This window comes from Anaeromicrobium sediminis (genome assembly GCF_002270055.1).
Taxonomy (GTDB): domain Bacteria; phylum Bacillota; class Clostridia; order Peptostreptococcales; family Thermotaleaceae; genus Anaeromicrobium; species Anaeromicrobium sediminis.
In genome coordinates this window covers 117,790-139,176 of sequence record NZ_NIBG01000010.1, presented here as the reverse complement: position 1 = coordinate 139,176, position 21,387 = coordinate 117,790, and the positions used below count along the sequence as shown (strand labels likewise).

The following is a 21,387-nucleotide window of genomic DNA, read 5'->3' as shown; positions in this document are numbered from 1 at the left end:
AATCATAGAAACATAAGGTGAATAAACAATTATATAGAAAGAAGGGAATAAGCTATGGGGTTAGTGTTTGAAACTGAGAGGTTGGAAGTACATGAGGCGGAGGTAGGGGATATTCCTAAAATTATGGAGTTAGAAGAACACCCTGATAATAAAAATTTTATTTGGCAAGGTAGTTATGATGAACATTTAGAAGAGATTAAAAGTGATTCTGCTTTATTGTTTATGTTTAAGGCTAAATGCGATTCACGCGTAATAGGGTATGGACTGATGAGGTTAAATGAAAAATCTGAGGTATTTGAGCTTCGACGTATTGCCATATCTGAAAAGGGCATGGGATTTGGGAAAGAAGTTATGTTAGGTATTATGAAGTATTGTTTTGAGGATTTACATATGAATCGCTTTTGGCTAGATGTGTATCCTGATAATATTATTGGTATAAAATTATACACTAGATTAGGATTAGTTTATGAAGGTACTTTGAGACAATCTTATAAAAGTGAAAGAGGTTATTTAAATCAAATGATATATTCATTGTTAAAAGATGAATATTATAAAAAATATAGATAGAGTATGTAAAATTATAAAAGTTTAGACTAGTAATAAACAAAAGAGTGTAATAAAATGTTGATTATGAAATAAAAAGAGTTATATTTAAACATATTAAATTAAAATAGGAAAGAGGTAAAAAATATGGAAATTAAAAGATATGAAACTAAAAAAAGAATGTCTAGAGCCGTTGTACATAATGGAACAGTATACTTTTGTGGTCAAGTGGCAAAGGAATATGTAGATGATATTAAAGAACAAACTAGAACTACTTTAGAAAAGGTAGATGAATTATTAGAAAGTGTTGGAAGTGATAGAACTAAAATATTATCAGCTACAGTATATATAAAGGACATGTCTTTATTCGCTGATATGAACGAAATTTGGGACAATTGGGTACCAGAGGGACACGCACCAGCTCGTGCTTGTGTGGAAGCTAAAATGGCTAGGGAAGAAATACTAGTGGAAGTATCTGTAGTAGCTGCTGTTTAAACTAAATATTAAGTAAATTTAAACCAGTTAATGGGGCAGAAGCCTTCTATTAACTGGTTTTATTTATTACATAAATTATATAGTTTATTTTAAAAGTAATATATTTATACATAATTATTGATTTTTTTATAAAAAGGTGTATAATTAACTTCTCGCACTATATTATTCAAGGAGGGATAACTATGGGATTTTTAGATGGTCTTATGGGAAATGCCACAGAAGTGAATGTAGGTAATATTGAAGAAGAATATAGACAGCTTTTAAGTGAAGGAGAACATATTGAGAAGGCATATAAGCTTGTGAGAGATTTGTTTTTGTTTACAAATAAAAGGTTAATACTAATAGATAAGCAAGGTGTAACAGGAAAAAAAATAGAGTATCATACTATACCCTATAGAAGTATAACTCACTTTAGTGTAGAATCGGCAGGTCACTTTGATTTAGATGCAGAATTAAAAATATGGATATCAGGTGCACAAGCACCTATAGGAAAACAATTTAAAAAAGATAAAAGTGTATATGACATTCAAAGGATGTTAGCAACCTATGTGATGAAATATTAATTAAATTAAAATCCCCTTGTAAAAATTTGCAAGGGGATTTTTAAAATTAAATAATCGAGTTAACAATATGTACACATTTATATGATATTATTATTTATAATGGACATGTGTCGTTTCAAAAACACACTAAATTCCATTTTTTTCAATATATGATTTTGTATAGTTAGAAAAATTGATATAATAGATAAGGTAACACTAAATTTTGAAAAAGAATGAAAATCACTTTAGGAGGACAATGATGGAAATAAAATCTAAAAAGGTTGAGAAATATATTGAACAATATACAGATAAAAGAGAGCATTATAAAAAATTGTCAGAAATAGTGAAAAACATTATAAATGAAGTTTTACAGGAAAAACTTATAAGTTATCATAGTATTAATAATAGGGCAAAAGAAGTAAATAGTTTTGCTGAGAAAATTGTAAGAAAAGGTTATAAGAACCCATTAATTCAAATGCAAGATTTATCAGGCATTAGAATAATAAATTATATTGAAGATGATGTGAAAAGAACCTGTGATGTTATAGAAGAGTTGTTTAAGGTAGAAGAAAAGATAGATAAATCCAGTGGTCTTACAAATAACACTTTTGGATATAAGTCTGTTCATTATGTGGCTAGATTATCAGATAGAAGATTAGAACTTCCAGAGTTTAAAAGATATAAGGATGATGTATTTGAAATACAAGTAAGAACACTACTTCAACATACTTGGGCTGAAATAGAACATGATAGAAATTATAAGTTTAAAGGCGTGTTGCCTAAAGAATCTAATATAAAAAGGCGATTTGCCCTTTTAGCAGGGTTGTTAGAAATGGCTGATAGGGAATTTAATGCCATATCAAAGGATTTAGATATGTATGCAGAAGCTACTGTCAATAATATTGAGAAGGGCGATTTAGATATAGAATTAAATTCCACATCATTAAGGGAGTATATGAGTATTAAATTTAAAGAACATATAAATGATAATAATATAGGAAAATTCCAAGTAAATGAAGAAAATTATAATAAAGTAATTAAAGAATTAAAGAATATAGGTGTAAGAACCATCAGTGAACTTGATAAAGTCATGTCTAAGTATTATGACAACAAGTTAAAAGATAATATTTCTAATAATAATTTACCAGGTTTATTAAAGACAGTACTAATGATTGAGAATACGGATGAGTATTTTGAAAAGGAAAGTAAAAAGTTTTCTTTCAAGCAGATGAGTGAAAAAACTTATGAAATACTGAAGAACCAAGGTATAAATGTGGATAAATATTTGAAAAAATATAGCTTAAATGTGGGAGAAGAAAATTTGGGGGATAGTTAAATACTATTCCCTTTTTTACTTACTTATTCTTTAATGATAAACATAAGCATATACTATTACAGTAACCATTAGACCCTAAGTGAAATAAGATATTATTAGGAAGGAAGAATATCTTATTAGAAGGGAAGAAGATGGTATGACAATGGAATTCGACCAAATTGATTTATTTAATGATATTTTACTTATATTAATAGCTACATTTTTAGCGGCGGCCCTGCTAAGTGGAAGTACAGAAAATAGAGCAGCACAAGGTGTAACACCTGTACCTATAGTTATACCGTCGTAAAACTAAAAAAATGAGGAGGAAATTAAGTGTTTGCTTCTAGTGAATGGGAAGAATTAATAAATGAATTTAATAGAAGTCTAGGACTTAAAGGTGATAAACGTTACAAAAAAAATCAAGAAACAACAGAGTCTGGTGAAATAGAATCTGGAACGAGACCAGGCATAACACCTGCAGAGATTTTAATAATAGCTGGATTACTTACGGGAGCACTGCAGGTGTTTGCTTTGACTTTAGATACAACCCAACAAGTACAAGTAACTTTACTAGGAGCCTTAGATGTACTAAAAAGAGGAGAAGTTGATTTAGGGGAAATAGAGGATATAGGCCAATATATAAAGGAAACTTCAGTGGAGGAATTTTTAAAAACCATGCTTAAAAAAAGAAAAAAATAATGTGAAAATTTCTACTAGGTATTGGGTAGAAATTTTTATTTTGTTAATTTTTCCAAAAAACACTTGAAAAATTCATTAATCTATGTATATAATAGACCCTATTGGGTTAACAAAAAAACTTTATTAGAAAATTAAAAATAAAACTTTAAAATAAAATGTATTATAAATAAAAAAAGAAAAAATACTATAAAGGAAAGATTAATGATATAATAAAGTGTTTGCTAGAAGAAAAACTAAAAATTAAAGAGGAATGATGATATGGAAAAAGTAAAGTTTCAAGAATTGAATTGCTCGGATGAAATTAAAAGAGCCATAGAAGACATGGGCTTTGAAGAAGCTACTCCGATACAAGCAATGGCAATTCCACTTGTATTAGAAGGAAAGGATGTAGTAGGTCAAGCCCAAACGGGAACTGGTAAAACAGCTGCTTTTGGGATACCTTTAATAGATAAAATCAACTTAAAAGATAGATCAACACAGGGGATAATTTTGTGTCCTACTAGAGAGCTTGCAGTTCAAGTTTCTGAAGAAATGTCTAAGATTAGTAAATATAAAAAAGATTTAAGAATTGTCCCAGTATTCGGAGGACAACCTATAGACAGACAAATAAAAGGTCTTAAAAGAGGAGCACATATAGTAATCGGAACTCCTGGTAGAGTATTAGATCATATGAGAAGAAAGACTTTAAAGTTACAAAATCTTAAAGTATTAATATTAGATGAAGCTGATGAAATGCTAAATATGGGGTTTAGAGAAGATATTGAAACTGTAATAGAAGGCGTTGAAAACGAAGAAAGACAAACTCTATTATTCTCTGCTACTATGCCTAAAGCCATACTAGAAATTATAAATAAATATCAAAAGGATCCACAAATAGTAAAAGTAGCACATAAGGAATTGACTACACCAAATATTAGTCAATGGTACTTAGAAATGAAGGAAAAAGATAAATTAGAAGTATTATCTAGACTTGTGGATATGAATAATCCTAAATTATCTATAGTATTTTGTAATACTAAGAAGAAGGTTGATGAAGTAACTAATTTACTTCAAATGAGAGGTTACTTAGTAGATAAAATCCATGGAGATATGAAGCAATCTTTAAGATTAAATGTAATAGATAAGTTTAAAAAAGCAGATGTAGAAATGTTAGTGGCAACAGATGTGGCAGCTCGTGGTCTTGATATTGACGATGTGGAATGTGTATTCAATTATGATGTACCAAGTCATGAAGAATATTATGTTCATAGAATAGGAAGAACAGGAAGAGCAGGAAGAGAAGGACAGGCATTTTCATTTGTAACTAAAAGGGATTTCTATTTATTAAAGAATATAATGAAATATACTAAAAAGAAAATAAAGAGAAAACAAATTCCAAGTATCACAGATATTGAGAACATAAAAATCGAAGCCTTTGTGACGAAATTAAAGGATAAGATTGAAGAGGGTAAACTTAAAAAGTACATTGATATAGTTGAAAAATTAATGGAAGATGATGATCATACTTCTGTTGAAATTGCAGCAGCCTTACTTAAGATGGAACTTGAAATGGGAAAATCTAAAGATGTTGAAGTTATTAGCTTTGGAGACAATAGAGATAATAAGAGAGGTTCTAATAGACGTTCTGGTAGCTTAAATGATACAGGTGGAAAAGCTGGAATGGTTAGAATGTTCATTAACATAGGAAAACAAAAGAGAATAAGAGTTAATGACGTGGTAGGTGCCATTGCAGGAGAAACTGGTATTAGAGGAAATTCAATTGGAGATATAGATATTTATGATAACTATACTTTTGTAGAAATACCAGAAAAAGATGCTGAAAAGGTATTAAAAATTATGAGTAAGAACACTATAAAAGGAAATAAAATAGTTATAGAACCAGCTAATGGGAGCAACAAGAGAAGAAGAAAAAGAAAACCTAGTAGTAAATAATATAGATTTGAAGACCTTTCACTTAAAAAAGTAGAAGGTCTTTTTTCGTGCGCGTAAATATGTTATATTGAAACGGAATAAAAACATATCGTTTTTCGATAAAAACATATTGAAAAACATTTTTAACAGTGATATTATATTAATGGAGATTGACAAAAATTTCAAATAGGAGGCTAGATCGTATGAAATATTATGGAAAAAAATCTTTAGCAAGTGCATTAAAACTTGTTTTAAACTTTTTACTAATAATTGGAGTTTGTATGTTTGTATATATATCTAAAAATGTAATGAGCTCTAATGATTTACAGATAAGTATTTTTAGAAAAATAGGTATATATGGGTTATTTTTCATAGGCAGTATATCCTTAATACTCATAGTTTATAACTTAAAGAAAATAGTAGATTCATTAGTTGATATTAACCCTTTTATAAGGGGAAACGTGAAAAGACTTAATTCCATAGCCTTGGAGTGTTTTATTATTACAGGTTGCTATCTAATAAACTTTGTAATAAATCCTAAATATGTGGAATTTAATTTGATTACAGTTGATATGAAAGGAATACATACGGATATGGAATTTTTCATATTTCTATTTGCTGGATGTTTCATATTAATTTTATCTAAAGTCTTTGAGCAAGCTGTGGAAGTAAAAGAAGACAATGATCTTACCATATAGAGGAGGATTGAAAATGGCTATTGTGGTAAATTTAGATGTTATGATGGCAAAGAGAAAGATTTCATTATCTGAATTGGCTAGTAGGGTGGGTATAACTAATGCTAATTTATCCATATTGAAAAATAACAAGGCTAAGGCCATAAGGTTTACGACCCTAGAGGCTATATGCAAAGAGCTTAATTGTCAACCAGGGGACATACTAGAGTATGTGGATGATTAAGTAGATTTAATTATAGTTTATGTTAAAAGGGGTTAGGAGGGATAGTATGAGTATAGATGAAATAGTAGGTAGTAGAGAATGAATTATATTTGGTATATGCTGGTGGCCGCTTTAATGGGAACTATTAAATTCATAAGTATTAAAGCTCCACTAGATAACTTTTTATTTCTATTAAATCCCATAGTGTGGATTGTGGAAAAGTACTTTAATGTTAGTTTTTTGTATTATAATAATCTAGGTTTTTTCAATGAAAATATGAATATAAGTATTGGAAAGTCCTGCTTGGGCATAAATTTTTTCATAGTAATGTTTTTTATGATAATCACGTCATTCATAAAAAACATTAAAAAAAGTGCAAATAAATTATTTTTTATATTTTCAGTATTAATATATTCATATATGGCTACGATTTTGTCCACTAGCATCAGGATAATAGGAGCCATATGCATTTTAAAGTTAATTCCTACCCAGTATATGAAATATGAAAGATTAACTCATGAATTCATAGGTGTATCATTTTATTTTACTTATATGCTTGTGTCTTATTATATATTTTCTAAGGGGTTTGAGAAATGGGGGAATGTTTGTGAGAAAAGAATATAAGAACTTGTTATTTATAGGTATTCCTTTAGGCTGGTATTTCATAGCTAGTTTAATAATGAATAGATTACTATCTCCGAAGGAAATAGCTATAGGAATGTCATTAACCATAATTACAGGAGTAATCATATATACTATTTTTTCTATTGGAAAATCTACATATACTAACATAAAAAATAAGGATGGATTATGGAAGAAATATATGAGTGTGATTATTTTAGTGGGAGCCATAAGTGGCCTTTCTTTAAATGAGTCAATGGATAATTTATTTGGAGATTTTTCCCATCCTGTTTTTTATATAGTAACTATCATAACATGTGTAAGTCTTTCGTTTGTAAGGGTATTGGATGAAAGGATTAAACTAATTTTGTATGGAATAAAATCCATAACATTCTCTTTTACTTTGTACTTTTTTATAATATTTGTTCAACTGTTGCCCCTTGCCATGATAGGGCTTATACTATTTGGATTAGGAATATTAATGATAGTTCCAATCTTTTTAATGATAGTTCATATTATATGTCTATGGAATGATTTTATGAGCTTAAAGATTAAAGGTGGAAAGTTATCCCTTGCTTTAATTTTTGTCATAGGAATTAGCGTAATACCTGCGTCTTTTTATATGACAGTAAAAAATGATAGGGACAACTTTAATAGGGCAATGGAATATGTATATGAGAGAGGATTAGAAGATACTAAAAAAAGTGAAATAAATATAGGTGGAATAAAGAGAACTTTAACTAATATTAAATACATTAAGGGATTAGAAAGAAATGATCGGGGAAAAACTACTATTCCTTATATAACATCCTTTTACGAAAAAAATATATTAAAAAATAAATCCATATCAAAAGTAAAGGCTAAAAAAATGGAGCAAGTGTTTTTAGGTAGCAAGGATGTAAGTGCTTGGGAGGAAGATTACTACAAGGAAAATGAAGGAATACATTTGGAGAACATAAGTAGTGAAACTACATATGATGAAAGTTTAAAAATATATAAAAGTTGGATTCATTTAGAAATACAAAATGATGAGAATTGGAGAAATGAATTTAGAACTACTTTTAATTTACCAGAAGGGTCATTCATAACTAATTATTATTTATATGTTAATAATATTAAAAAATATGGTCTTGTGGCAGATAAAAGGGCAGCTAATTGGATATATGAAAGTGAAAAAAGAAAAAGAAGAGATCCTGGAGTATTAACTTACGGGGGAGATAATAGGGTCTTGTTAAAAATTTTTCCCTTTGAAGATAGACAATTGAGAAAAACTGGAATAGAAATAATCCATAAGGGCCCCATAACCATGGAGTTTGAAGGTAGAAAAATTAAGTTAGAAGGAAAAAATAATAATATAGAATTTGAGAATGGAAATTTTGCATATATATCAGCTCTAGAAAAAGACAATTTAGAAAGGGTAGTTAGACCTAATAAATATTATTTCATAGTGAACTTTTCAAAGAAAAACAAAAATTATAAACATGATCATGTAAAGGCTATAGAAATTTATATAGAAGAAAACAATTTGAAGGATAGGGTTGGAGAAATAATAGGTCTAAATTATGAAGAGAATATATTTAACTATGATGAATTTAAAATAAGTAAGTTAAATGGAGTTAAGAATAGAGGAGGATTTTATTTAGAAAAATCCATAAAGAGAATACTATATGAAAACTATGTGAAAAACAGTACCTTCAGACCAATAATAGTAGTTTATAGTAATTCCATAGAAAATGGTGTGATTACAGATTCTCTAAGGGATTTTAAATTCACCATGCCAGAGGAAATGGCTTATTATGAAATGGACAAAAATAATAATTTAATAAAGAGGTATTTAAGTGATGTAGATTTTACTAATAGGCCATTTAAAATAGATGAAATAGAAAAGAAAGAAGTTCTAAAATGGCAAAGTAAAGATGGGAGAACATATTATTTACCAGACAATGGGAAAGATAGTATTGCATTATTAAATCATAATATTAATTTAAAGGATGTGGAAGTTAGTGATCTATGGGAAAAGGGACTTTTGTTGAAATCTGCCCATATGAGTAGCACCCTTCATCCTGAAAAATATGTAGATAGCACCCTTAACACGGTAAAAGAAAGTATTAAAAGTAATATTATGAGTCACTCCACATCCTATATAGTGCTAGAAAGTAAAGATCAGGAAAAGAGAATGCTTGAAAAGCAAAAACAGCTATTAGAAGCAAAATCTTCTCTGGAACTAGGAGACATAATCGAAATGAGTGAACCAAATTCAATTTTAATATATGTTTTATTAGTTTTAGGATTAATATTAATGAGAAATAAAAGAATAAAAAACTAACTGGAAAGAATATTCCAGTTAGTTTTTTATATATAAAGGATTTTTTGGATTAATATATAAAATATAAATGGGGTATATTTTATAGGGGAGGATTTTATATGAATAAAAAATGGTTATATGCAGATTTATCATTAGTTTTAGTAGCTTTGGCTTGGGGTTCTACCTTTGTAGTCATAAAGGATACCTTATCCCATGCAAAGCCTTTAGGATTTATGGCCCTTAGATTCATTTTGGCAACAGTCATATTAGGAGCCATATTTAACAAGAAACTTAGACAGTCTAATAAATCAGAGATTAAGGCAGGGGCTATTATAGGAGTAATGCTTTATTTAGCTCTCTTAATCCAAACTATAGGACTTATATACACTACCGCTTCAAAGCAGGCCTTTTTAACTGCCGTATATGTGGTAATAGTTCCATTTTTAGTTTGGATACTACATAAGAAACGACCAGACAGTTATTCCATAATAGGTGCCGTATTGGCCTTGGTAGGAATTGGATTTTTAACTATAGATGGAAGTTTCTCTATAGGTGCTTTAAATAAGGGGGATATTCTTACCTTATGCTGTGCTATCTTCTTTGCAGGCCATATTGTATCTATTGGGTATTTTGCAAAGGATATGGAACCTATTGTCCTTAGTATAGTTCAATTTGGTGTAACGGCCATATTATTTCTAGTATCTGCCCTAGTACTAGAGGGAAGTGAATATATTTTACAGCCTAATACTTTAAAGCCGGCTTTATATTTAGCCATAGTAGGAACCGTGTTTGCCTACACTGTTCAAAACGTGGCTCAAAAATATACATCATCAACTCACACGGCCATAATATTGTCCTTAGAGTCTGTATTTGGAACTATTTTAGGGGTATACATATTGGGAGAAATAATGACAAGGGAAATGGTCTTAGGATGTATAGTGATTTTTGTAGGAATTATAATTACTGAAACTAAATTGGAATTTATTAAATCCAAAGGGGAGAAGGATAGTCACTAAAAGTAGGATGGTTAGTAATAACCATCCTACTTTGATTTTTCACATTTATATTAAATAGTTTAAAACTGGCTTATTTCATGTTTTTCATTTGAGAAGTATATAGTGTATAATAAAATCCTTCTTTATCCATAAGTTCATTGTGATTACCTTCTTCTATTTTTTCACCGGCTTTGATAACTAAAATAGTGTCCGCATTTTTTATGGTTTTCAATCTGTGAGCTATTACGAAGCTAGTCCTATGGCTCATTAATTTTGAAAGGGCATTTTGAACTTGTAATTCTGTTTTTGTATCAATACTACTAGTAGCTTCATCTAATATTAGAACATCTGGGTCAGAAAGAATAGTCCTGGCTATGGATAATAATTGTTTTTGGCCCTCACTTAGGATACCGCCGCCTTTTCCAACTTTAGTGTCGTAGCCATTAGGCATGGACTCTATGAAATCGTGTACGTTGGCTGCCTTTGCTGCATTAATTACTTCTTCATTTGTGGCATCTTCCTTTCCATATAGGATATTATCTTTTATAGTCCCAGAAAATATATAGTTGTTTTGAAGAACTATTCCCAGTCGTGATCTCAGCTGATTTTTAGGAATATCCTTTATGGATTTATCATCCACATATATTTTTCCCTCATCAATTTCGTAAAATCGAGTAAGTAAATTTATTATGGTAGTTTTACCTGAACCAGTAGGTCCTACAATGGCCATTGTTTTTCCAGGTTTTATATTAAAACTAATGTTACGAAGGATTGGAACTTTTTTATCATAGGAAAAACTCACATCTTTAAAGATTACTTCTCCATCTATAGAATAGGATTTATCTATAGGATCATCTATGTTAGCTTCTGATTCTTCATTTAAGATTTCAAATACCCTATCCGTACTGGCCATAGCTGATTGAATTTGACTATACTGGCCAGCTAACTGGCCAAGGGGCCTTGTGAATTGTCTTGCATAATTTATGAAACTTGTGATTAATCCTATGGTAATATAGTCTCTGGCGGCTAATATACCTCCTATTAGTACTACTATGGCAAAGCTGGCATTGTTTATAAAGTTCATAATTCCAGTCATGGAACTAGATACGGCTTGGGCCTTTATGCCATTGTGTTTAAGGGAAGCATTGGCCTTTTCAAACCTCTCAAAGAAATGATGTTCTGCACCAAATACTCGAAGGACCTTTTGTCCCTTTACACCTTCCTTTATTACTCCGTTTAGAGTTCCTAAGCTTTCTTGTTGCTTTGTAAAATTATCCTTTACTCGGGCAGAAAATAAAAGGGCCAATCCTAAAATTATAGGTATACTAAGGCCTAAACTTAAGGCCAATATCCAATTTAGAGAAAACATTACAATTAATATTCCAGTTACAGTAAGAACACTGGATATTACTTGGATAAAAGTTTGAGTTAAGCTATTACTTATTAAATCTATGTCATTAGTCATTCTACTCATTACATCTCCAATGGGGCGAGTATCAAAATAATTCAGTGGAAGGGATTCTACCTTTTCAAAAACATCTTCACGTAGTTTTTTCACAGAATTTTGGGCTACTCCAGTCATCAAATAATTTTGTAGCCAACTTGATAAACTGTTTAATAAATAAATAAATCCTAGAATAGTTAAATATTTTACTACTAAATCTAAATTACCCTTTAATATACCATTATCTATTAGGTATCCCATTAGATATGGACCAGCTAGGGATAACAAGGTGGTACACAATATTAATATAAGGATAAGGAAAATATTTTTCTTATATATGCTCAAGTATTTCCAAAGGCTTCTAAAAGAACTTTTTACTTTCATTAGGATACATCCTTTCCTATTTGAGAATCATATATACTTTTGTAAACATGACTATTTTCTAATAGGTCATTATGAGTTCCAATTCCATCTATTTTACCCTTATTCAACACAATGATCTTATCAGCATCTAATATGGAAGAAATCTTTTGTGTAATTATTAAATTTGTAGTGGAGTTCATATATTTTTTTATATTAGAATGTATATTTACTTCTGTTTGAGCATCTACAGCACTAGTGCTGTCATCTAGTATTAGGATAGATGGATTTTTAACTACAGCCCTGGCTATATTTAAACGTTGTTTTTGACCGCCAGATAAATTATTGCCCTCTTCTTCTATAAAGTAATTAAATTTATCTGGTTTTTGATTGATAAACTCAATGGCATCAGATATGATTGCGGCCTTTTCTAAGTCATCTGAAGAAGCATTTTCATTAGATAGATAGAGATTTTCTTCTATAGATCCAGAAAATAAAAAGGCCTTTTGGGGAGCTAAGCCCACATGTGATCTTAAATCTTCCTTATGTATAGTTTTTACTTCCTTGTCCCCTAGATATATTTCGCCTATTGTAGGTTCATAAAGACCGGCTATTAAATTGGCTAAAGTAGTTTTGCCACTGCCTGTACTACCGATTATGCCCACTGTTTCACCAGAATCAATTTGAAAATTAAGCTTTTTTAAGATACATTTTTCTTTATCCTTTGAATAGCTAAAGCTCACATCCTTAAAGGAAATACTGCCTTTGGAACTTAATTTGTTTACAGGGTTTGAATCCTCAAAGTCTGTATTTTCAATTTCAGTAAATTCTTTAATTCTTTCCATGGATGCTTGGGCTCTAGATAAAGTGATAAATAGCATACCTAGAATCATTATGGATGCTAAAATTTGAAGTAAATAATTATTAAAGGCCATAATTTGTCCTATGTCCATTCTTCCATCTATTACATATTTACCTCCAAACCAAAGTATGGATATGGTACTGAAATTTATGATGAGCATTATTACAGGTAGTATTAATATAATAAATCTATTTGCTTTTAAATTTGCATTTCTAAGCTTTTCATTAATATTATTGAATTTCTTCTCTTCATATCTGTAACTTACAAATGCTTTTACCAATCTGATTCCAGATAAGTTTTCTTCTATGTAGGCGTTGAATTTATCAATAGTTTTTTGAACGGCCATATAAAGGGGATAAGCCCTTTTCAATATGGAGAATATGAATATGAATATTATGGGAATTACAACGAGTAAAATCCAAGATAAATCTTTACTAGTGACAAAGGCCATTATGACACTACCTATGGCTAAGATAGGAGCCTTAATAAACATATTTAAGGTTATTAATATTAAGTTTTGAACCTGGGTTATATCATTAGTCATAATAGTAATAGTTTTACCCGTATCTAAATCGTCTAGGTTTCTGTAGGATAAGCTCAGAAGTTTTTTGAAAGTGTCATTACGTAAGTCTGTTGCTACACTTTGTGAGGCGACGGCAGCTAATATATTACTAATTATTCCTGCAAGTAAACTAAGGCCTACAAGTATTACCATGGTGATACCTATGTTCTTAATGAGGTTCACATCCTTATTAGGGATACCCACATCTATTATACTACTCATTAAAAAAGGCTGGAGTAGATCTAGAGCAGAAGCTAAGATTAGTAAAAAAGGTCCCAGTATAATTTCTTTTTTGTACTTTTTCACATAATTAAAAACAAACTTCAAATTATCCATATAAATACATACCTTTCTCTAGTTTTAATAATAATTAGTTTTAGCATAAATAATGGAATTAATAAGAGTCAAAGATTGTTAAAAGAGTCTATAAATATAACTTATTAAATTAGAAGACAAGGTAAAAAAATTATTCTAACTTGTTTTTTTAGAGTCTATTTTTAATATTTTATCTAATGAACTTGAAATTTCATTTAATTTCGTAGTAAAGTATACCCATAGAATTAAAATTCAATTATAAAACAACCTACTATAGATTTTCACAAGGGATAGGGATAATATAAAGGAGAATCCGATGAAGAGTATAGGAATAGTAACCAGGTCTAATTCCATAGTTGCCAAATATTTAAGAGATAATGTTTATAAAATATTTGAAGATTACGTGGAAATTAATAATTATTATCTAAATGAACTAGGACAAGATGAAATGATTGAAGATGATGTGGTTCTAGTAATGATACAAGAAGTGGCACCTAAAATAGTGAAAAGAGTAAAAAATAAGAGTAATATTATAGTTATTAATAGAACTTTAGAAGAACGATACATATATAAGGTTTTTTCCATACCAAAGGGAATAGATGTGTTAGTGGTAAATGATGCAAAGGAAACCACTTTGGCTACCGTATCCCTTTTATATAGAATAGGAGTTAATAATGTAAATTTAATTCCCTATGAAGACGGGAAAGAATATGATGATTTAAAAATAGCCATAACTCCAGGAGAAATAGATCATGTTCCTAAACATATAGAGAATATAATCGATGTGGGGCAACGTTGTATAGATATATCTACCTTTGTTCAGATAATGAGTCTATTAAAAGTGAGTAATAAGGAAATTTCAAAGAGGTTACTAAGTTATTCTAATAAGATAGTAAGCTTAAGTTCTGGTGTTAAGGAAACTATAAAGAAATTATTCATAAAAAATGAGGAATTGCATACCTTAATAAATTTATCTCAAGATGGCATCCTTCTTACAGATGTGGAGGGCAATATAATCATATGCAATGAAAATATGAAAAACATATTGTCAATTAATGATAATGTGGTTCACGTTAATATAGAAAATGTAATTGATGAGGGACTTAGTAAAATTTTATATAGTAAAGAACTAAAGGACGAAGTTTTTATATATAATAATAAATATTTAGTAGTAAATAAACATGAAGTGAACTATTATGGCCATAATTCTGGCATATACTATAATTTTAGAGATATAACCCATATAAAACAATTAGAGCAAAACCTAAGTGAAAAATTAAGGCAAAAGGGACAAATTGCAAAATATGATTTCAATATGATATTAACTAAGTCAGAAAAAATGGTAAAGACAATAAATCTAGCTAAAAAAATTGCTAAATCAAATCTAACTGTTTTAATAAGTGGAGAAAGTGGTACGGGAAAAGAGCTATTTGCCCAATCTATCCATAATGAATCAGACAGAAAAGATCAACCCTTTATTGCTGTAAATTGTGCAGCCCTACCAGAAACCCTACTTGAAAGTGAGTTATTTGGATATGAGGCAGGGAGTTTTACTGGTGGATTAAAACAAGGAAAGACAGGTTTATTTGAACAAGCCCATAATGGGACTTTATTTTTAGATGAAATAGGAGATATGTCATCCTTATTGCAAACTAAATTATTAAGGGTATTGCAGGAAAGGCAAATAATGCGTGTAGGTTCTCAAAATATAATAGATATAGACGTGAGAGTTATTGTAGCGACCCATAAAAACCTAATAGAAATGGTTGAAAAGGGAAATTTCAGAAAGGATTTATTTTATAGAATAAACGTACTTCCCCTATACATACCTCCTTTAAAAGAGAGGCAAGAGGACATTATAGATCTTCTTATGAATTTTGCAAAAGAGAATATTACTTTAAGCAATGAATCAGAGGATATATTACTTAACTATGAATGGCCGGGAAACATAAGAGAACTGCAAAATGTAGCGGCCTATTTAGATGTTATGAATGTTAAGTACGTAAACTTTCATGACTTGCCTCCCTATATTAAAATAGTGGAGGATAATATGGAAGATATAGTGGAAACCTTAAAAGAATCCTTTCTTATGAAAAACATATTAGATGTGTTAAGTGTAATTTTAGACTCCTGTCATAAAAATAGTTCCATAGGAAGAAGTAAGATTTGTGAAATGCTAAAGAAAAGGGAAAATCATATGACGGAAGGCGAGATAAGAAGGATATTATCTGTTCTTAAAGAACTGAAATTAATTGAATCCAATGTGGGCAGAGGTGGAAGCAAGATTACGGAAAAGGGAAAAAGATTTCTTAATAATTACTAATAGGATGTTAAATAGGATTAAATATAAACCTAAAAATCCTATTACTTTATACAATGAAGTAAAAAAATTATGTTAAGTATAATATGATTTTTTTACTTATTTTTTTATAGACCTAGGAAAATCCCATTAATGAAGTGTTCTGAATGGGTTGGGAAATGTATGATTTTATAAACATGTGAAGAATGTTTTTTTGGCATATATTTTGCAAAAGAAATAATATAATTAAAAGTTCATAATAGAATAAGTAGATGGAGGATGAAGAATGAGTAAGAGACCAGTAATAGGAGTTTCAGGAAGTATAATTATAGATGATGGGGGTAGATTCCCAGGTTATAGAAGATCTTATGTAAACGAGGATTATATACAAGCTGTAAAAATGGCTGGGGGAATGCCTTTTATTATCCCAATGACTGATGATGAAGAATTAATTAGAATGCAAATAGAGTCAATTGACGGACTTATATTATCTGGAGGACATGATTTAGATCCATTATTATATGGAGAAGAACCTCTTCAAAAGTTAGGAGGAATACTTCCAGAAAGAGACGATTTTGATTGCAGATTAGTAAAAATCGCTATGGAGTTAAAAAAGCCAATTTTAGGAATTTGTAGGGGACATCATATTTTAAATGCAGCTAATGGGGGAAGTAATTATCAAGATTTATCTTATATTGAAGGATGTAACATAAAGCATGATCAATTTAAAACATCTTATCTACCAACCCATACTGTAGATGTGGAATCTGGAACTAAGTTATGTGATATTCTTGGGGAAAAGGTTATGACAAACTCTTTTCATCACCAAGCAATTAAAGATGTAGCTCATGGATTTAAGGTATCAGCAAGGGCTAAAGACGGTGTAATTGAGGCTATAGAAATAGATTCAGATGAATTTATTGTAGGAGTTCAATGGCATCCAGAAATGATGGCAGCAAAAAATAATAAAGGTATGTTAAATTTATTCAAAAAATTAATAGAAGCAGCTAAAAAGTAGATTTACTTGGACGGTTATTTAAGATAACCATGTGGAAATTTTAATTATTTTTCATTTTATAGGTGATATATTTAATAACCATCCTATCATAGTAATGGGGGAAATAAGGATGAAATCGTTAGAATTATTGAAGGAATTAGTAAAATTTCAAAGTTTAGATAGGGATTCTTCTAAGGGAGTACTAGACTATTGTGATACATATTTAAAAAGGCATGGCATTCAAACAGAGGTTTTAGAGAACAATGGATACAAAATGTTGGTATGTGAAATTGGCAATGGAGAAAAGACCATAGTTTTAAATGGTCATTTAGATATAGTAAGCGCAGATAAGGAAGATTTTGAGGTCTATGAAAAGGACGGAAATCTCTATGGTAGAGGTACTGCTGATATGAAGGCAGGTTGTGCTTCCCTGATGGAAACTATTATAAGGTTAAGGGATAAAGATTTACCTTGTAAAGTAATGTTGCAACTTGTAACAGATGAAGAAATAGGAGGCCTAAATTGCTCTAAATATCTTGTGGAGAAGGGGTATTTAGGAGACTTTGTAATATGTGGAGAACCTACAAATTTAAATATTGGTCTTCAAGCAAAGGGCATATTACAAATAGATATGGACATACATGGAAAATCAGCCCATGGAAGTAGACCTTGGCAAGGGGTTAACGCCATAACTAAGACCCTTGAAATATACAATAATATATTAGATCTTCCTTTCTCAAGGGAAAAGTCTGAATTATACGATAGTCCTTCCATAAACTTATCTAAGTTAAATGGTGGAGAAGCTTATAATAAGGTTCCTGATTTATGTTCCATGTCATTAGATATAAGATTTTTACCTGAGCAAAAACCGGAGGAAATATTAGAACAAATAAATTCTTTAATAGAAGGGGAAGCTACCATTAATCTAATAGGAGACCCGGTAAAAACTAAAATCGATGATGATTATGTAAGAAAATTAAAAGCTGTAATAAAAGATACTACAGAAAAAGAGCCACAAATATTTGGTCAGCATGGGTCAGCTGATTCTAGATTCTTTTCTAAATTAAATATACCTGCCATAGAATTTGGTCCTAGTGGCGCTAATTGGCATGGGAAAAATGAATACGTAAACATAGAATCTATGAAGGAATATGAAAATATATTAGAAAAGTTTATAATGAACATGAAATAATATTTAAAGGGAAGATAGTATTAAATATATCTTCCCTTTATTAACTAAAATAAAGCTAAACTATCTAAATTATCTCCATCAGTTGCATTTCTGTTAGTTCTTAAATGTTCCTTTCCTTCCCTTGGCTTAGTAACATGAACTCCGTCTATTAATCCCTCTTTAGCCATGGATATGGCCTGATCCATAGTGCATTCACTTCCATCAGATAACATTACATCAGTAATATTTCCATTTGAATCTTTTCTAACCTTTATTATTTCACGTTGTTCCATAATAATCCCTCCTATAATAGATAGGATTGCATTTAATCTTGAAATTATTCAATATAATATATATGATAAATTGTAAGTATTTATTTTAAAGTAGGAGTGAAAAGATTGAACTTAAAGGAAAACATAGAAAAATTACCCATGTGTAACGGCATATATATAATGAAAAATAAATATGATCATATATTGTATATAGGAAAATCAAAACATATAAAAAAGAGGGTGAAAACCTATTTTTATAAGGGGGAAAAGACTAATAAACTGGAAAAACTCACTAAGGAAGTATGTAAAATAGATCATATTAAAACAGATACGGAAATAGAGGCCCTATTATTAGAATGTGAAATGATTAAAAAGCATAAGCCGCCCTATAACAGACTTTTAAAAAACCATGAAAAATATTGTTATTTTACTATAGACAAAGGTAAATCTAAAATGAAAGTTACCTTTGATAAAGAAGAAATATCCTTTGGTCCCTATAAGGATAGATATATGATTGAAGACATTATAAGTTTTTTTCAAAGGGTATATCCTATTAAATATGATGAAGAAAAGAACATCTATGATTTTAAATATAATATTATACCCAATAGAATGAATAATGAGAAACACATAAAAGATCATATGGATAATGTTGAAAAAATATTTAAAGACCATATGGAGATTTTTGGTAATATCTTAAAAGAAAAGATGATAAGTCATGCCAAGAAAATGGAATTTGAAAGGGCCAATATTTACAAAAAGGCCATAGAAATACTAGATTATGCAAAGAGGATGAATGAATTAGAAGGTTTATTAAACGACAGATATTTTATAGCAACAGAAGAAATTTGTGAAGATAAAATAAAAGTTTTAGTTATAGGAAATTCTGATTTATTATATAGAAAGATTTATTATAAGAAGGAAAACTATGAAAATGAAATAATGGACCATATTAAAAATAAATTAGATAAAAATAATAAGGTTCCTATTGAAAAAGAAAATATAGATAGAATACTTATATTGAAAGAGTATTTAAGAAAAAAGGAAAATATAAATGAAATAAAGATGCCGTAGGGCATCTTATGAGATCTCTTTTGAGGCAGGGATCCAATTTCTAATTTCATTTTCCGCTTTATGTAAAGCTTCTTCAAAGGAATTTCCATACCAAATATGAGTTTTTCCAAAGGGGTAAAGCATATGTAGGTCTAATTCAATGTACCAACGCTTATAGTTATTTGAATCATATTCCTCAAAGAAGTTAGGGAAGCCTACTCTAAATTTGCCTTCGTAACTTTTAGGGTTTGTATGTAGGTGCAATTCCTTAGACATAATTGAAAATAATTCCTTCCTTAGAGTTGCAAATCTTTCTATAGAATCCTTTTTAATCATAATAATCCTCTAACCATAACTATGGCTAGATAGTCACCTCCTTAATTGATGTATATATTTAATTTTAAGATTACTATATATGTATATTCTAAGAATTGAAAAAAAATACTAGAAAATTAATTATTAAGGACAGTTAGTCATGAATTTTTTCAAATACTAACTGTCCCTTCTTTAGTCTAAGGAGCATAAAAATTCCATATATTTTTTATACCAATAGGATTTCGTTTCCTTTATGCTTAAGCTAATAATATCCATATGATCAGTATCCTCTAGAACACCCATATGATTCCAAATACCCCTTTGGGCTGTACCCTTAAAATTTTTAATTATATCTTTAGAACCAAGTTTTGGACCATTCATGGAAATAGTATTTACTACACCATCATTTGGAAACCAACTTTTATTAATGGGAACTTTAGTCACATCATTACGAGTAAAGGATCCCATAAATATGGCAAAGGGAACTAAAATAGGATGTAGATCCCGTTTTGGAATGTGTTTTCTAGAAAATAGACGAGTCTTTGTCTTTTCTGTAGACCAGGAGAAATAGTACACATTACTTTGAGCCTTTACCCAACTATTTAATTCTTTTGCTCCGTCTGGACTTAAGTCCCAAGCACTTATATCCTTGGTGTTATTCCAAAGAGGACTTTCCCATATTCGTCTTGAAAAATCTATGAAATCTTCATTGCTACCTTTGTATAATCCCCACTGATCTAACTTAAAATTATAAAAGTCAGATTTGTGCGAGGATGATTGGGCAGCTCCAAAGGCAACTAATTGTTGTGCATAGGGAATAACACCTAAAACCCCTTCTGTTAAAGTTGTACCATCATGTGGTGAGGCAATAGTGGTAACAGAATGGAGAGAAGAGGTATTTCCTACAAATAAGGGTGATAAAAGGCCCTTATGAACTGCTTGGCTAATTTCACTTTTGGTAGGATTTTTTCCTAAAACAGATTCTATTTCCTCTAAGGAACCATGTTCTAATAGATGAGATAAAACCCTTACAGTTTGTCCTCCCATACTATGGGAAATCAAGTGAATTTTATTTTCATTATTCCATTTTTTATAGACTCCTCTAAACTTCATTCCGTACCTATCATGTCCATATTTTGTTGAATGGGCTTTTCCGTAGTCTACTCTAGTTCCTTTTATATAAGCATAAAGTTCACAAGCTCTGTCCCAGTTACTAGAAAAGGGACTTACGGTAGCCGTATATGATTCAAAACCACATTGGTTTAAATATCTTTCATAATCTTCCTGTGTGCCTCCCCAATAGAGGATATTAAATAATTCACCTCTTCCCCAACCACCAAAACCATGAACAAAAATGACTGGATATGAATTACCCATTAAATTACACCCCCTTTTACTATTAAGTTGTTAACAA

Annotated in this window: 21 protein-coding genes; 16 read left to right on the top strand and 5 right to left on the bottom strand. The window is 30.0% G+C overall.

Annotated features, from left to right (window positions below; genetic code table 11):
- Nucleotides 1-54: 54 nt before the first annotated feature.
- From CCE28_RS12705 to CCE28_RS12655, 12 genes are all read left to right on the top strand, one after another.
- Complete coding sequence (locus CCE28_RS12705) at nucleotides 55-567, top strand: GNAT family N-acetyltransferase (RefSeq protein ID WP_095134102.1); 513 nt, start codon at nucleotides 55-57, stop codon at nucleotides 565-567.
- A 123-nt stretch (nucleotides 568-690) separates the two neighbouring features.
- The gene (locus tag CCE28_RS12700) at nucleotides 691-1,038 is read left to right on the top strand and encodes a RidA family protein (RefSeq protein WP_095134101.1); all 348 of its coding nucleotides are present in this window, start codon (nucleotides 691-693) and stop codon (nucleotides 1,036-1,038) included.
- Nucleotides 1,039-1,220: 182 nt separating this feature from the next.
- Nucleotides 1,221-1,601: a PH domain-containing protein gene (locus tag CCE28_RS12695; RefSeq protein ID WP_095134100.1), complete on the top strand. Its 381-nt coding sequence runs from the start codon at nucleotides 1,221-1,223 to the stop codon at nucleotides 1,599-1,601.
- A 238-nt stretch (nucleotides 1,602-1,839) separates the two neighbouring features.
- Nucleotides 1,840-2,916 carry a GTP pyrophosphokinase gene (locus CCE28_RS12690; RefSeq protein WP_176461807.1) on the top strand — a complete coding sequence of 359 codons (1,077 nt, stop codon included), beginning with the start codon at nucleotides 1,840-1,842 and terminating at the stop codon, nucleotides 2,914-2,916.
- A gap of 136 nt (nucleotides 2,917-3,052) precedes the next feature.
- A complete protein-coding gene (locus CCE28_RS22275; RefSeq protein WP_176461806.1) occupies nucleotides 3,053-3,202 on the top strand; it encodes a hypothetical protein in 150 nt (49 codons plus the stop codon).
- Between the two features lie 26 nt (nucleotides 3,203-3,228).
- On the top strand, nucleotides 3,229-3,594 hold the full coding sequence (locus tag CCE28_RS12685) for a hypothetical protein (protein ID WP_095134098.1): 366 nt from the start codon (nucleotides 3,229-3,231) through the stop codon (nucleotides 3,592-3,594).
- A gap of 258 nt (nucleotides 3,595-3,852) precedes the next feature.
- Entirely contained in the window at nucleotides 3,853-5,526 is a 1,674-nt protein-coding gene (locus CCE28_RS12680) for a DEAD/DEAH box helicase (protein ID WP_095134097.1), read from the top strand.
- A 182-nt stretch (nucleotides 5,527-5,708) separates the two neighbouring features.
- Nucleotides 5,709-6,203, top strand: a complete 495-nt coding sequence (locus CCE28_RS12675) for a DUF2975 domain-containing protein (protein ID WP_095134096.1) — start codon at nucleotides 5,709-5,711, stop codon at nucleotides 6,201-6,203.
- 13 nt (nucleotides 6,204-6,216) lie between these two features.
- Complete coding sequence (locus CCE28_RS12670) at nucleotides 6,217-6,423, top strand: helix-turn-helix domain-containing protein (RefSeq protein ID WP_095134095.1); 207 nt, start codon at nucleotides 6,217-6,219, stop codon at nucleotides 6,421-6,423.
- Between the two features lie 78 nt (nucleotides 6,424-6,501).
- Nucleotides 6,502-7,026, top strand: coding sequence for an exosortase K (xrtK, locus tag CCE28_RS12665; RefSeq protein WP_095134094.1), 525 nt, complete (start codon nucleotides 6,502-6,504; stop codon nucleotides 7,024-7,026).
- Nucleotides 7,010-9,349, top strand: a complete 2,340-nt coding sequence (locus CCE28_RS12660; RefSeq protein ID WP_176461805.1) for an MSEP-CTERM sorting domain-containing protein — start codon at nucleotides 7,010-7,012, stop codon at nucleotides 9,347-9,349. The genes xrtK and CCE28_RS12660 overlap by 17 nt, the downstream gene beginning before the upstream one ends.
- 98 nt (nucleotides 9,350-9,447) lie before the next feature.
- A complete protein-coding gene (locus tag CCE28_RS12655) occupies nucleotides 9,448-10,344 on the top strand; it encodes a DMT family transporter (RefSeq protein WP_095134092.1) in 897 nt (298 codons plus the stop codon).
- A 70-nt stretch (nucleotides 10,345-10,414) separates the two neighbouring features.
- Here the strand turns inward: CCE28_RS12655 and CCE28_RS12650 are convergent, their stop codons facing one another.
- Both CCE28_RS12650 and CCE28_RS12645 read right to left on the bottom strand, forming a co-directional pair.
- Nucleotides 10,415-12,151 (bottom strand): ABC transporter ATP-binding protein, encoded by a 1,737-nt coding sequence (locus CCE28_RS12650; RefSeq protein WP_095134091.1) that lies wholly within the window; start codon nucleotides 12,149-12,151, stop codon nucleotides 10,415-10,417.
- Nucleotides 12,151-13,857, bottom strand: coding sequence for an ABC transporter ATP-binding protein (locus CCE28_RS12645; protein WP_176461804.1), 1,707 nt, complete (start codon nucleotides 13,855-13,857; stop codon nucleotides 12,151-12,153). The genes CCE28_RS12650 and CCE28_RS12645 overlap by 1 nt, the downstream gene beginning before the upstream one ends.
- Nucleotides 13,858-14,182: 325 nt before the next feature.
- Here CCE28_RS12645 and CCE28_RS12640 point away from each other — a divergent pair, with 325 nt between their 5' ends.
- The 3 genes from CCE28_RS12640 to CCE28_RS12630 all read left to right on the top strand — a co-directional run bounded on the left by CCE28_RS12640 (nucleotide 14,183) and on the right by CCE28_RS12630 (nucleotide 18,354).
- Nucleotides 14,183-16,189: a sigma 54-interacting transcriptional regulator gene (locus CCE28_RS12640; protein WP_095134089.1), complete on the top strand. Its 2,007-nt coding sequence runs from the start codon at nucleotides 14,183-14,185 to the stop codon at nucleotides 16,187-16,189.
- 262 nt (nucleotides 16,190-16,451) lie between these two features.
- Nucleotides 16,452-17,183, top strand: a complete 732-nt coding sequence (locus CCE28_RS12635; protein WP_095134088.1) for a gamma-glutamyl-gamma-aminobutyrate hydrolase family protein — start codon at nucleotides 16,452-16,454, stop codon at nucleotides 17,181-17,183.
- Between the two features lie 109 nt (nucleotides 17,184-17,292).
- Nucleotides 17,293-18,354 (top strand): M20 family metallopeptidase, encoded by a 1,062-nt coding sequence (locus CCE28_RS12630; RefSeq protein ID WP_095134087.1) that lies wholly within the window; start codon nucleotides 17,293-17,295, stop codon nucleotides 18,352-18,354.
- A 44-nt stretch (nucleotides 18,355-18,398) separates the two neighbouring features.
- Here CCE28_RS12630 and CCE28_RS12625 read toward each other — a convergent pair whose 3' ends face one another.
- Entirely contained in the window at nucleotides 18,399-18,626 is a 228-nt protein-coding gene (locus CCE28_RS12625) for a DUF3892 domain-containing protein (RefSeq protein ID WP_242972975.1), read from the bottom strand.
- 105 nt (nucleotides 18,627-18,731) lie between these two features.
- Here CCE28_RS12625 and CCE28_RS12620 point away from each other — a divergent pair, with 105 nt between their 5' ends.
- The gene (locus CCE28_RS12620; protein WP_095134085.1) at nucleotides 18,732-19,679 is read left to right on the top strand and encodes a GIY-YIG nuclease family protein; all 948 of its coding nucleotides are present in this window, start codon (nucleotides 18,732-18,734) and stop codon (nucleotides 19,677-19,679) included.
- 6 nt (nucleotides 19,680-19,685) lie between these two features.
- Here the strand turns inward: CCE28_RS12620 and CCE28_RS12615 are convergent, their stop codons facing one another.
- Together CCE28_RS12615 and CCE28_RS12610 are read right to left on the bottom strand one after the other, a co-directional pair.
- On the bottom strand, nucleotides 19,686-19,994 hold the full coding sequence (locus CCE28_RS12615) for a hypothetical protein (RefSeq protein ID WP_095134084.1): 309 nt from the start codon (nucleotides 19,992-19,994) through the stop codon (nucleotides 19,686-19,688).
- Nucleotides 19,995-20,165: 171 nt separating this feature from the next.
- Nucleotides 20,166-21,350, bottom strand: coding sequence for an esterase/lipase family protein (locus CCE28_RS12610; RefSeq protein ID WP_095134083.1), 1,185 nt, complete (start codon nucleotides 21,348-21,350; stop codon nucleotides 20,166-20,168).
- Nucleotides 21,351-21,387 lie beyond the last annotated feature (37 nt).